We start from the raw sequence: 13,049 nt of genomic DNA on the forward strand, positions 1-13,049 counted from the left end.
ATAAACTCCTAAATTTACAACACAAAACTACTTAATAAAAACGACACATGTTTACTGGGATTATTGAAACTTTGGGAGAAGTAAAAAAATTGGAAAAAGAGGGTGGCAATCTTCATATTACCTTAAGCTCTAATATTACCCAAGAACTAAAAATAGACCAAAGTGTTGCGCATAATGGAGTATGTCTTACAGTCGTAAAAATTGCTGCTGATCAGTATACCGTAACCGCCATTGAGGAAACCTTGGAAAAAACCAATTTGATCGATCTTCTTGAAGGAAATCTTGTAAACTTGGAACGTGCCATGGTCCTAGGATCGAGACTGGACGGACATATTGTACAGGGCCATGTGGACCAAACAGGAGAGTGTATCAATATAGAAGAAAAGGATGGTAGCTGGTTTTTTACATTCAGTTATGATCCAAAACAAAATAACGTTACTATAGAGAAAGGATCTATAACCATAGACGGAACCAGTTTAACAGTAGTGGATTCCCAAAAAAGCAGCTTTAGCGTGGCCATAATCCCCTATACTTATGAGCATACCCGATTTGGGAGTTATAAGATTGGGACAAGGGTTAACCTGGAGTTTGATGTAATAGGCAAGTACGTTTCCAGGTTGTTGGAAATCAGAGGATAATTTGTAGCAGACATTTATAAAATTTCCAGTTTACCAAGGCGGATTATTATTAAAATTGTGCTAATTTAATCACCTGCAACCCTATAAGGTTTAATACATATGCTTTATATAATAATTGGAATTGGCCTTCTATTTATAACCATGGCGTTTCTTGTGACGGAAAACAATTCGAAATATCTTCTTTCTGGCTACAACGCCATGAGTGAGGCAGAAAGAAAAATGGTGGATATAAAATCATACCTCCCTTATTTCAAAAAGTTCCACCTGTTTTTGGGAGTTAGCTTTATTGCTATTGGCCTTTTATTGCACTATGCCATTGGTGAAAGCGCAAGCGGAATATTTATAGGCGTTTACCCTATTCTGACCTACATCTATTTCATAAGGGAAAGCAATAAATACTGGAAAGGATCCAGCAACAAATGGAATAAAATTGGACTTTATGTTCTAGCAGCGACCTTAATCCTTATGATGGGACTTCTAGCTCTGGGTTTTAAGGAAAGCCCTGTAATCATATCCGCAAATAATATCCAATTTAAGGGCAGTTATGGGGAAACTCTAAGTGCGTCGGATATAGCATCCGTAACCCTTGTGGACCATTTACCTTTAATTACATCAAAAACCAACGGATTTGCCCTTGGAAGTATCAGGAAGGGTTATTTTAAGACCAAGGAAGGAGAGAAAGTAAAATTGATAGTGAACTCGGAAAGTAAAGCTTACCTACTTTTTACAAAAAAAAATGGAGATAAAATTTACTTCTCGCCAAAGGAAAAACCTAGTGTTGAAATCTTTAATGAGATAAGAAATATCCTTCCGAAGGAAATTGAAAAGTAGAAGTTTATTATCCAGTGTAAAGTTATAAACATGGTCAGAATGATTAAATACCCGATTTCTGTACAATATTATTTTCAAGAATCGTTATACTTGCAAGATTTGAAGCTTTTTTATGCAGTTTACGAGCGATTATATTAGTTTAAAAGGAAGTGTTTTTTCTTTCAATTTAGATAGAAGCGTGGCCTTTAGATTGGTTGCCCCTCCAAACTACAGGGAATCACAGACTCTATTTTCTGTGCTGTTAATGAATGATGGCCAGGATTATGTGGGATTGAATTTAGAAAAAACACTGTCCGATGCGTATAAGGACAAAAAAACTATTCCGTTTATTTTTGTGGGTATAGAAGCCGATCAAAATAGACTTTATGAGTATGGCACTTCTATTTCGGCAGACTTTAAAGGTAGGGGCAACAAGGCCATTCAATACTCCAAATTTATCATAGAAGAATTGATTCCCTTCCTAGGCCAAGAATTTAAAGTTTCCCCTCCTGTACAAAACTGGGTCTATTGTGGCTTTTCCTTAGGAGGTCTTTCCGCCTTTGATATTGTATTCAACAACTCCCAGTTTTTTGGTAAAGTCGGGGTTTTTAGCGGTTCCTTTTGGTGGCGAAAGAAAGCATACCAAAAACATGATATGGAGGATAGAAGCAGGATTACTTTGGACATGATCAAGAACTCAAAGCATCGGGCACCTCTGCAATACTTTTTTCAATGCGGTACCGAGGAAGAAACAGATGACCGCAACAAAAATGGTGTAATAGATGTCATAGACGACACCTTGGACGTTATAAACGAATTGCAGTCAAAGGGGTATTCCTATCCCGGGGACATTTGCTATAAAGAAATTGAAGGAGGAAAACACGATTTATCCACTTGGGGCTCGGCAATGCCCCAATTTATAAAATGGGCCTTCCAAAAGGACTGAAAAATTTCTAGCCTTGTCAAGCGATCCAATAACTGTACCTTAACATAGTGTGGTGCATCTTTGCCATTTTTTTCCTCACCTGGAACTGCTAAATAGACAGTTCCGACCCTGCCTGCCGCAGGTGGGCTCTCCCGTGGAGAAGTAGTTGGAAACCCGATCCAGTGCAAAAAGGCCAGAGACAATGACCTCTTAAAATTATTGATTAGCCTATACCTTTATGAATATTTTTTTTCTGTATAGAATATATCCCAATAAAACATAAAAGGAGACAAGGGAGAGAGCATATAATAATGAAGAGGTTTTCATTGCCAGAAAATCCTGAACATAAATGGTATTAAAAAGCCAGCCTTTTAGGGAGGTGTCCCCGTCTACCTTTACCAAACCCATAATTTTGCCTATGAAACTGGAAAGAAAATACAGGACAATGGCATTTGCCCCGGCATATTTAAATATGCTCCCAAACTTTATCCCCTTCACATCAGATACGTAATATATTATGGCTAAAATGATATTGGCCCAACCAGCAGTTACCATTACAAAACTACTGCTCCATAGAGCCTTGTTAATCGGGAAAAATATATCCCAAACATAGCCTACGACCAACATTAAAATTCCCATTCCACAAAGGAGCAATTCCTTTTTTACTCTTTTGGAACGTAGAACAAGTCCAGTAAAAATGCCCATTAATGCGGTAGCAATTGAAGGCAAGGTACTTAAAAAGCCTTCAGGATCATAATCTGCCTTATAGCTATGTGAGCCAAAAACAACTACGTCCAAATAATTGGCCAAATTGTTGGGCGCACGTTCAAAGGTAGGTGCCATTCCGTTGACCGGCACATAGCCCATCAGCAACCAATATACTATCAATAGAAAAGCGCAAATACCAATCAAGGTTTTCCAATTAAATTTGAGGAACAAAATTGAAGCAAAAAAGAATACAACCCCAATACGTTGTAAAACCCCGGGAAAACGTATGTTTTCAAAATCCTTAAAGAATGGGGATTGAATGGTAAACGCTCCCAAGAATAGGCCCAACCCTATTAACTTCAGGGCCCTAATAGTAATTTTTTTATAGGTACTTGAATCTGCAGGCTTGTTCTGATAGGCAAATACAATGGAACAGCCAACGATGAACAAAAAGAAAGGAAAAACCAGATCCGTAGGCGTATATCCGTGCCAAGTGGCATGCAAGAAAGGGGCGTACACATGGGACCAAGTACCTGGATTATTTACCAATATCATTAGGACAATGGTAAGTCCCCTAAAGATATCCACGGAATCTATTCTATTCTGTATATTCATTCCCAGTTTTGTTCCTGCTTTCTATTTATTATGCCTTTACCTACAGAATATGATCCTTCATTTTATTCCAAGCCCGTGCCAGCAAAAATCCTGATACTATGGCCACTGCAGTCAATATAAGGGCATTGGTAGTTTTTCCATATATCCAATACCCCGTAGCGAACATACAGGAATAGATTAATACACAACCCAGTAACATGGCGGTGATACCAGCAGGCACACTCCATTTTTCCTTGGTATTCACAATCTCTACATTTTCATCTTTCGCTTCCTTGATCACTTTGGACCAACCTGGCCCTCCAGGTTGAATTTTTTTATAAAAATCCTGTAGGACTTCCTTGGACTCCGGTTGGGTCATGAACGTCGCTGCCAACCAAATAACAGTGGTAACCAAAACCACAAAAGGATATTCCGCCCAATCTGGGAAAACACCTGTTTCAGCAGCAAATAAGAAGGGGCCCACAGCCGTTAGCTTTAATATTATGGAGATGATTCCCGAAGCAAACATGGCAGTAATCTCACTCCAGGCGTTGATTCTCCACCAGAACCATCTCAAAATAAAGATAAGTCCGGTACCGGCACCAAATACCAAAAGTACTTCGAACAACTGCAAGGCATTCTGCAAAAGCAAGGCCAATGCTGCACTAAAGACCATTAATATAACTGTGGATATTCTACCAACAGCAACCAATCTTTTCTCAGAGGCATTGGGGTTTATCTGTTGTTTGTAAAAGTCATAAACGATATAGGACGACCCCCAATTTAATTGGGTAGAAATGGTACTCATATAAGCCGCGATCAGCGAGGCCAAAACCAATCCCAATAATCCACTGGGCAATTTGGTCAACATAGCAGAATAAGCCAAATCATGACCAAGTTTATCTACGGCAACATTAGGGAAGGCCTCATGAATACTGGCAATGTCCGGGTAGACAACCAATGATGCCAAGGCTACTAAAATCCATGGCCATGGGCGTAAGGCATAGTGCATAATATTGAAGAAGAAAGTGGCTCCAATGGCATGATTTTCGTTTTTGGCCGCCAACATACGTTGTGCAATGTAGCCTCCACCACCTGGTTCCGCACCTGGGTACCAAGAGCTCCACCACTGTACCGCCAGCGGAATTATAAATAAGGTAATTAGCGCTTTTGTATTACTAAAGTCGGGCACAATAGCAAGTTTATCGGCTACATTTTCATTGGCCATCAGTGCCGTTATACCTCCAACTTCTGGAATATTCACCAAATAGTAAGCTGCGCCAATGGCTCCGCCCATGGCTACAAAAAACAGTAAGAAATCGGTATATACTACCCCTTTAAATCCACCCAAGGCACTAAAAGTAACTGTAATTAATCCTGCGCTCACTACGGTTACCCATGGTTCCAAGCCCAACATAATACCTCCTATTTTTATAGCTGCCAAAGTAACGGCCGACATGGTAATCACATTAAATATTACGCCTAAATAAACAGCCCTGAATTTTCTTAAAAAGCTTGCCGGTTTACCGCCGTAACGCATCTCATAAAATTCCAAATCCGTACTTACGTTGGACTTCCTCCAGAGTTTAGCATAAACAAAAACAGTTAATAAGCCGGTCAATAAAAAAGCCCACCATACCCAATTTCCTGAGACCCCATTGGTACGAACAATATCGGTCACCAAATTGGGTGTATCGGTAGAAAAGGTGGTTGCCACCATAGACAGTCCCAACAACCACCACGGCATTGTTCTGCCGGAAAGAAAATATTCCGAAGAACTGGCCCCTGATTTCTTGGAGACATATACTCCTATAAATAAAACGATTGAGAAAAAGACGACAATAAAACTGTAATCGAGAGTACTTAATTCCATCAGTTTGGTTTTGGTTTGAGAATAAGAACTAAAGATAAATTTTTTTGGGATACTTTTGCCCTTTGTTCGCTAAATGTCACATATGATTCTCTCAACAACACCAGATATCACCATAACGGCTTGGACACTTGCCTTAACTGCGGCATTTGTTATAGGAATTTCCAAAGCTGGGATCAAGGGTATCGCAATCATTAATGTTACCCTAATGGCCTTGGCCTTCGGGGCTAAGGAATCCACGGGATTGATTGTACCCTTACTAGTTGTGGGGGATGCCTTTGCTGTAATATATTACAATAGACATGCACAGTGGAAGTATATAGCTGCCTTTTTACCCTGGATGATCGTGGGTATACTTATTGGCACTGCAATAGGAAAAGATTTACCGGAAACCACTTTTAAGATCAGCATGTCAGTTATTATATTAGGAACGGTTATAATGATGTATTGGTGGGACAGAAAAAAATCGAAAAATGTTCCTACGCATTGGGCATTTGCTGGTTTTATTGGCACCATGGCAGGCATAACTACCATGATTGGCAATTTGGCCGGAGCCTTTTCCAATATTTATTTTTTGGCCATGAGGCTGCCAAAGAACGAATTTATTGGAACTGCAGCCTGGCTGTTTTTTATAGTAAATATCTTTAAATTGCCCTTCCATATTTTCATTTGGAAGACTATTACTCCGGAGACCTTGCTCATAAATTTAAAATTGGTTCCTGGAATTGTTCTCGGAATTATAGTAGGGGTACGTTTGGTGAAAATCATAAAGGAACAATTCTATCGCAAAATGATTTTGGTCCTTACCGCAGTAGGGGCGTTTCTCATCCTTTTTAGGTAAATAAAAAAAAGCTGGTGCAATGCACCAGCTCTTCAACTAGACTAACTCAAACTAATACTAACTCAAACTTTTCGAGACAAAAATCGTATTAATAAACCGACCAGAAGTTAACTAAACTTCAAGCTAACATTACCAAAAATAAAAGCTTCGGTCTCCTTAGAAAAGCCTTATCTCCCAACCCCCTGAACACCAGGCATATATTTTATCAATTTCCTGATAATTATCATATTCTAAGAACCCATTTCTTCTAAAATTTGTCGATTCATATTTGAACTGTCCTACAAACAGAAGGCACCCAATTATTGGAAACCTCTGTTGCGATTTTAATGTTGACATAGGAACGGTACAACAAAAAATGATAAAATGAATAAACATAACTTTCATATTCCGGTTATGGGAATTGGGTTTACCATAGATTCACCACTAAAAGTTTCCCACCTTGGTATAGATTCGGTCATTTCTTTGGTCGATGACATCCTGATTGAAAAATTAAGGAAAATGTACTGTGAAAAATTTGAACTTCCCTACCAAGAAATTTCAGATAAATTCGAAGATTTTAGGGCCAAAAGAATTACCAGTTATCTCAACTTGATCAATGATGTGGCTCACAATAAATTTGCGGACCTAATTAATTCTGCCCATGAAACAGGTAAAGAAATAAAGGAATATTTAAGTCTCCTGCCTAATGCTTCCCATTTAAAGGAAGAATTTGAAAAACTGACTTCCGGTGATTACAGTGTCGCGGAAATTAAAAAATGGTTAAAGGAAAATTTGTCCATGGGCAGCATCGATGTCAATATTATGACCAAGGTGGACAAGGACAATTATACAAAAAATGACAAATTGCCCACCGAATTTAATGATGCCCATGCAGCCTTGCGCGGATATGCCAATAGCGAACTAATTTCCTCTGTAATCCTTTCTGCCGGGATGAACCCCCGACTTTATAGTTATATGGAAAATTTTGATGATTTTTTTCCAGATGAAGATGGGATCATTAAGAAGAAAATAGTCCTAAAAGTAAGCGATTATAGGTCGGCACTGATCCAAGGCAAATTTTTGGCTAAGAAAGGGATTTGGGTATCGGAGTATAGGATAGAATCCGGGTTAAATTGTGGTGGTCATGCTTTTGCTACAGATGGTTATTTAATGGGTCCTATCATGGCCGAGTTCAGGGACAACAAACAAGCCTATATAAATGAAATCCACGATATATTAATTCCGGCACTTGCCAACAAGGGCCGTGAAGTACCCAAACAAAACCTATCCTTAAAAATAACTGCCCAAGGAGGTGTTGGTACTGCAGAGGAACACCAATTTCTATTGGATCATTACAAGGTAGATTCTGTAGGTTGGGGAACTCCATTTTTACTGGTTCCTGAAGCCACCACTGTTGACAAGGCTACCTTGGAGAAATTGGTTGCCGCCAAAGAAGAGGATTTGTACCTGAGTGATATCTCCCCATTGGGAGTACCCTTCCATAACCTCCGTGGAAACACCAAGGATTTGGAAAAGTTTAAAAACATAGATAAGGATCGTCCTGGAAGTTCCTGTCCAAAGAAATTTGTGGCCTTGAACAAGGACTATTCTGAGAAAGGACTTTGTACTGCCTCACGGCAATACCAACATTTAAAAATTAAGGAACTGGATGCACTGGATTTAACCGAAAAGGAATATACCGGAAAATTCAATAAAATAACAGAGAAATCATGTACCTGTGTAGGTCTTGGTACCTCAGCCCTATTGGCCTATGGCCTGGATACCAAAACAGAAGGAACTGGAGTTTCCATCTGCCCAGGGCCCAATATGGCTTATTATTCCAAAATAATGACCTTAAAGGAAATGGTAGACCACATTTACGGGCGTGGCAATGTAATTACCAGAACCGATAGGCCCCATATGTTTATTAAGGAACTTGGAATATACTTGGATTATCTCAAAAATAGAATTGAGGAATCCAGTGAATCCATGAATAAGAAACAAGAAAAATACCTGTTGACCTTTACCCATAATTTAAATGAAGGTATCGGCTATTACCAACAATTATTTGGGAACCTTAAAGGACAATTTGAAAATGTAAAGGGTTCTATTCTCGAAGAATTGACCCAAGGATTAAAAACCTTGGAAGGCTTTAAACGGGACATAGAAGCGCTTTCTTTATCGGAGGTGTAATAAACAGAGTATCATTAAAGTAACAATTAAGGAATTGGCGCCCTAAATAGCCCGTTAAATCTTAGACGGTTCAAGATAATATTAGAACTACATAGGGCGCCTTTTAGTTTGTAAACCCTTGATAAATTATTCAATATTCGTGGTAAAGGAGGCAGAGTTGGACCAATCGCTCCAATTTAAATTTTGGTCGCGGTAGCGAACCCTCCAATAATAGGTGGTGCCGGATTTTAATCTAGTTGTTTTTTCATCGGTAAGGTCGTCATCTTTTTGCCTATTTTCCTTGTAGTACCAATTTTCATATTGTTTCCAGCTGTCAAAAATTGGCTTTTGAAAGTCATTGCTCTCTGCAATCTGCCAATGGGAGGCCGCATGGAAAGCATTGCTAAAGGTGCTGTTGAAATCCCCTGCTTTTAGGGTAGTTCCTGTAAAATCAACCGTTTCGTTATTGGGTGAGATAACACTGGGCACCCCAGGTTTTCTTTCATTTTTAAATATTACAAGGCTGTCCCTTAGTTCGTTTTTCCGTTCCAGCTCCTCGTTCCCCTGACTTATTCTCTTTATGGTAAACTTAGGGTCTTCAAGGCTGGCATCAACTTCCACCATCACAAAACCGTATTCGTCCTGGGTTACCGTAAATTCATCGTAATCCCTACCTTCAAATTCCCCCCAATTGTCAATGGCTCCTCCTGCCGAGGCAACATTGATCCATAGGTGTTTATGATCCTTGGACTGTCCTCTTGAATAGCCATGGGTATGACCAAAAAAGTGAATGCTGGGCTTGCCAGTCTTCGTGGTAAAGGCCTCCAAAAGGGCTACCACCTTTCCAGTAAAATCCTCCTCTCCAGGAATCCAAAGTTCCGATTTGTGGGGATGGTGCAATTGGGCAAAAACAAAATCCACCTCCTCGTTCTTGGCCGTTTCATCCAACAGATTTTGCAACCATTCATACTGATCCCTACTGCTATTATAACCATCGTTGGAATTGAGCCCTATAATTCTGGTATTCCCGTAATCCTTAAACCACCAATGTTCTGCATAGGCAGGGGTACCGTTTTCTGGAAGGCTGAAGTATTTAAAATAAAACACCGAGTTCTTTTCGTGATTTCCTAAAACTGGATATACCGGAACTTCTGAAAACAACTTTTCGGCAGGATTAAAAAAATGTTCTTTCCACTGGTAGTACTTGGTGCCATTTTCAACCAAATCGCCAGGAATCATTACCATGGCCAAATTATTAGGAAGCTTGCCCCCAAACTCCTTTTCCAAGTATTGCAATATACCATCATTGACCACTTCAGAAAATTTATTTGGATTATTATGGTCGATTTGCATATCGCTCATAGCCACAATTTTGAAGGACTCATGGTCACTGGCAAAGGGTGGGGTCTTAAATTGAAAAATGTCCGAAACCATTTTTCCCGTTTTTACACGGTAATAATATTCCGTAAAGCGTTGCAGACCCTCCAATTTTACCTCATGGATACGGGATTCACTAAAATTGATGTCAAAAGCAATGCCCTTGGTCTTTTTTCCTAGTTTTGGTGTTAATCCCCATTCCACCATGCTTTCCTCTCCCACCGATGTTTCCCACATAATTTTAATGGAATTGGGCTCTGCATCCTGTAGGTAGGGTTGAATTAAAAACTCTCCCTTTACATTTTGGGCACTGCCCAATAAATGGAATGCCATGGTAAAAAACAATATTGCTGTACTCTTAATGTTCATCTGTTTATTTATATTTTAATAGACTCTTTTATCTAAAATGATATTATTTAATTCATTGATTATTATTTAGGTCTCTCCCGATGGTTATCGGGATGCGCTCGACCTGACAATGTTCTCTTATGTCCCCTCGAGCGCAGTCGAGAGGTCTTCTTTTTAAGAATGCACTAATGCCAAACTTTCATCCAGAATATTTAGCGCCATATCCAGTTCTTTTCTGCTTATGGTCAGTGCTGGTGACAATTGCAGTACATTACCTGCGGATACCTTATAACTAAGACCTCTTTTCAGGCATTCATACATGACCACTTCGGCCTCATTGATAGCCTTTTCCTTGGTTTTTTTATCCAATACCAGTTCCACGCCCCACAATAATCCCATGCCCCTAACATCGCCAATAAGGGGATATTTTAATTGCAATGCTGCCAAGGACGATTTCATATATTTCTCATCTGCCCTGACCTTGTCCAATATTTTTTCATTTTCCAAAAAAGCAATGGTGCCCAGACCTGCCACGGCACCTAACGGACTTTTTTCATGGGTATAATGCCCCAGGGAAATATCCCCAAATTTGTTGTATTCGTCCCTGGTAATTATTGCGGCCTGTGGAAAAATACCGCCTCCCAATCCTTTGCCGATACACAATATATCCGGTTCAATATCATAATGTTCAAAAACGAACATTTTACCAGTTCTCCCCAGAGCTATGGGAATTTCATCAAGAATTAACAATACCCCGTATTTGTTACAAAGTTCCCTTGCCTTTTTCCAAAATGATTTGGAGGGCAATTGCACATCGGTATTCCGGATAGTTTCGGCAATAAAAGCTCCAATATCGCCTTCTTTGGAAAATACATATTCCAAATATTCCAAACATTTATCTTCATTATCCTCAAAAATACCGCGATAGGTTATCGGAGGGGGAATACGCTCTACGCCCGGCATTAAAGGCCCCATAGACTCCCTAAATACGGCTTCCCCACCCACACTAATGGCATCCAGGGAGGCCCCATGAAATGAATCCCAAAAGGAAACCACTTTAAATCTTCCCGTAACGGCCCTCGCCAATTTTAAGGCTATCCCTATAGAAGAACTACCGTTGGGCGTTAGTAGCACCCGGTTAAGGTCAGATGGCATCAAAGAGGCCAATTTCTCGGCAAAATCAATGGCCGGTATATTGGTATAACGCCTTGGGGAAAAAGGCAAAACCCTTAATTGCTGAATAATTTTTTCAATTAGTTGTGGATTGGCGTAACCCACCTGGTGCACGTTGTTACCATGGAAATCCAGGTATTTTTTTCCTGATATATTTTCAATATAGGAACCCTCGCAAGCTTGTAAAACGTCCAAACAAGGGGTGGATAAAGATTGATGCAGAAAATATCTTGCGTCCCTTTCCAAAATCTCCTTGGTTCCGGCACTTATCTGGGAGTCCATCCAGGCAGCACGTGCCGGAGTAAAATTAATATCCCCTTCGGTTTTTTTGTTCTGGGCAACAATTCCCAAATTATCTTGCTTCATAAGGTCCGTATTTTGCTATTATTTCTCGTTCTCTTGTATTGTCGTTTAGGATGTAGATATCATATTGCTTTCCCTGATTATACACTCGGATTACAATATGGCCATTTTGACTTTTATACTGGTCCAATTTATCGCCAATTACATCCTTGTTGGCCTGTAACATCACCGTAGAGAACAAATCACGCTCGCCAGGATACAATGTCTTAGAAGTGATTCTCCTTAATACTTCCTCCCCAGGATGGTCCGATGACCAATTCTGTTGGACCCAAACTCTTGGTCTAATTGTTTTTACAAAGAACAAATTTTGGGAATCCCTGTTCCCGTGGTGGTTCAGAGTGGCCACATCCACTGGACCAATTACCGGCGCTACATGGCTTTCCAAGGCATTTAAATCAGTTTGTCCCAACGCATCCACTCCGCTTATATCCCCTCCGGTAAAATAATCGAAGTCTCCATAGGTGATTTTAAGGCATGTGCTTAAAGGGTTTTCTCCTGGATACTCCCCTTTAGAGAATAAAGAATAGTAATACCCTTTAACTCCAGTCCATATATCCCCATTAACAGCAATATTACGAACTTTAAAATTGGAATATTTATTAGGTGATTTTTTTAGATTGATTTGATTGATAGCCCCGGGTTTTAAGGTTTCGTAAACCATGCCATCCACCTTGGCATGATATTCCAGATACTTCCAATATTCTTGCAAGGTCTCTATAATGCTATAGGAATCATTAGCCTTTATTTCCTTTTGCACCACAGGGTTTTTTAAATCGATGGGGTAATTACTTCCACGGTCCAAGTGGACTTTGATAGGCAATAAACTCCCCACTTCCATCATTCCAGTTAATCCATAACCTCCTTTGGGATGTCTTGTCCTATTAACATCCATCTCACCAAAATGATCGTCATGGTAATGGGTTATTAGACCATAATCCAGATATTTTGGTTGATTTTTAGGAAAAAATTGATGTATATAATCCACGATCCATTCAGGAGCCGTTTTGGAATTATCGGGTTTTTGAACCGCATTTCTGGCAGACAAAGTTCTTGGATGTGTTTCGGACATGTCCCCTGCATCCAACAAAAGAGTGGTGGCATCAGGAAAAACAAAAAAAGCGGCATCCCCACGACCAGTATTGATGTGGTGAATATCCAACATCCCCTCTTCCCAAGGTGGCAATTGCCCAAATTTGTCTTGGGCCGTTACCACCAATATGGACAAAAGAAAGAATATCAGTTTCATTGACT

General features: G+C 39.8%; 10 protein-coding genes. 5 read left to right on the plus strand and 5 right to left on the minus strand.

Annotated elements, in window-relative coordinates; translation table 11 throughout:
- Positions 1-47 precede the first annotated feature (47 nt).
- The 3 genes from LV92_RS05575 (at position 48) to LV92_RS05585 (ending at position 2,394) form a co-directional block, all read left to right on the plus strand.
- On the plus strand, positions 48-638 hold the full coding sequence (locus LV92_RS05575) for a riboflavin synthase (RefSeq protein ID WP_111622660.1): 591 nt from the start codon (positions 48-50) through the stop codon (positions 636-638).
- Between the two features lie 99 nt (positions 639-737).
- Positions 738-1,469: a DUF3784 domain-containing protein gene (locus LV92_RS05580; RefSeq protein ID WP_111622661.1), complete on the plus strand. Its 732-nt coding sequence runs from the start codon at positions 738-740 to the stop codon at positions 1,467-1,469.
- 112 nt (positions 1,470-1,581) lie between these two features.
- A complete protein-coding gene (locus tag LV92_RS05585; protein WP_111622662.1) occupies positions 1,582-2,394 on the plus strand; it encodes an alpha/beta hydrolase in 813 nt (270 codons plus the stop codon).
- A gap of 207 nt (positions 2,395-2,601) precedes the next feature.
- Here the strand turns inward: LV92_RS05585 and LV92_RS05590 are convergent, their stop codons facing one another.
- Both LV92_RS05590 and LV92_RS05595 read right to left on the minus strand, forming a co-directional pair.
- Complete coding sequence (locus LV92_RS05590) at positions 2,602-3,696, minus strand: acyltransferase family protein (RefSeq protein WP_111622663.1); 1,095 nt, start codon at positions 3,694-3,696, stop codon at positions 2,602-2,604.
- Positions 3,697-3,736: 40 nt separating this feature from the next.
- The gene (locus LV92_RS05595; RefSeq protein WP_111622664.1) at positions 3,737-5,548 is read right to left on the minus strand and encodes a sodium:solute symporter family protein; all 1,812 of its coding nucleotides are present in this window, start codon (positions 5,546-5,548) and stop codon (positions 3,737-3,739) included.
- 82 nt (positions 5,549-5,630) lie between these two features.
- On the opposite strand from LV92_RS05595, the gene LV92_RS05600 reads away from it, so the two are divergent.
- The gene (locus LV92_RS05600; RefSeq protein WP_111622665.1) at positions 5,631-6,386 is read left to right on the plus strand and encodes a sulfite exporter TauE/SafE family protein; all 756 of its coding nucleotides are present in this window, start codon (positions 5,631-5,633) and stop codon (positions 6,384-6,386) included.
- 363 nt (positions 6,387-6,749) lie between these two features.
- Positions 6,750-8,558, plus strand: a complete 1,809-nt coding sequence (locus tag LV92_RS05605; protein ID WP_111622666.1) for a hypothetical protein — start codon at positions 6,750-6,752, stop codon at positions 8,556-8,558.
- Between the two features lie 126 nt (positions 8,559-8,684).
- Here LV92_RS05605 and LV92_RS05610 read toward each other — a convergent pair whose 3' ends face one another.
- The 3 genes from LV92_RS05610 to LV92_RS05620 all read right to left on the minus strand — a co-directional run bounded on the left by LV92_RS05610 (position 8,685) and on the right by LV92_RS05620 (position 13,044).
- Positions 8,685-10,283, minus strand: coding sequence for a fibronectin type III domain-containing protein (locus LV92_RS05610; RefSeq protein WP_111622667.1), 1,599 nt, complete (start codon positions 10,281-10,283; stop codon positions 8,685-8,687).
- Positions 10,284-10,436: 153 nt separating this feature from the next.
- Positions 10,437-11,801 carry a (R)-1-hydroxy-2-aminoethylphosphonate ammonia-lyase gene (gene pbfA, locus LV92_RS05615; protein ID WP_111622668.1) on the minus strand — a complete coding sequence of 455 codons (1,365 nt, stop codon included), beginning with the start codon at positions 11,799-11,801 and terminating at the stop codon, positions 10,437-10,439.
- Positions 11,788-13,044 (minus strand): ComEC/Rec2 family competence protein, encoded by a 1,257-nt coding sequence (locus LV92_RS05620; protein ID WP_111622669.1) that lies wholly within the window; start codon positions 13,042-13,044, stop codon positions 11,788-11,790. The genes pbfA and LV92_RS05620 overlap by 14 nt, the downstream gene beginning before the upstream one ends.
- Positions 13,045-13,049 lie beyond the last annotated feature (5 nt).

The sequence above is a fragment of the Arenibacter echinorum genome (genome assembly GCF_003259375.1).
GTDB classification, from domain to species: domain Bacteria; phylum Bacteroidota; class Bacteroidia; order Flavobacteriales; family Flavobacteriaceae; genus Arenibacter; species Arenibacter echinorum.

Bases quoted from the DNA above. Each gene is read 5' to 3' on its own strand.
- LV92_RS05575 (WP_111622660.1), top strand. From the start codon at position 48: ATGTTTACTGGGATTATTGAAACTTTGGGAGAAGTAAAAAAATTGGAA.
- LV92_RS05580 (WP_111622661.1), top strand. From the start codon at position 738: ATGCTTTATATAATAATTGGAATTGGCCTTCTATTTATAACCATGGCG.
- LV92_RS05585 (WP_111622662.1), top strand. From the start codon at position 1,582: ATGCAGTTTACGAGCGATTATATTAGTTTAAAAGGAAGTGTTTTTTCT.
- LV92_RS05590 (WP_111622663.1), bottom strand. From the start codon at position 3,696: ATGAATATACAGAATAGAATAGATTCCGTGGATATCTTTAGGGGACTT.
- LV92_RS05595 (WP_111622664.1), bottom strand. From the start codon at position 5,548: ATGGAATTAAGTACTCTCGATTACAGTTTTATTGTCGTCTTTTTCTCA.
- LV92_RS05600 (WP_111622665.1), top strand. From the start codon at position 5,631: ATGATTCTCTCAACAACACCAGATATCACCATAACGGCTTGGACACTT.
- LV92_RS05605 (WP_111622666.1), top strand. From the start codon at position 6,750: ATGAATAAACATAACTTTCATATTCCGGTTATGGGAATTGGGTTTACC.
- LV92_RS05610 (WP_111622667.1), bottom strand. From the start codon at position 10,283: ATGAACATTAAGAGTACAGCAATATTGTTTTTTACCATGGCATTCCAT.
- pbfA (WP_111622668.1), bottom strand. From the start codon at position 11,801: ATGAAGCAAGATAATTTGGGAATTGTTGCCCAGAACAAAAAAACCGAA.
- LV92_RS05620 (WP_111622669.1), bottom strand. From the start codon at position 13,044: ATGAAACTGATATTCTTTCTTTTGTCCATATTGGTGGTAACGGCCCAA.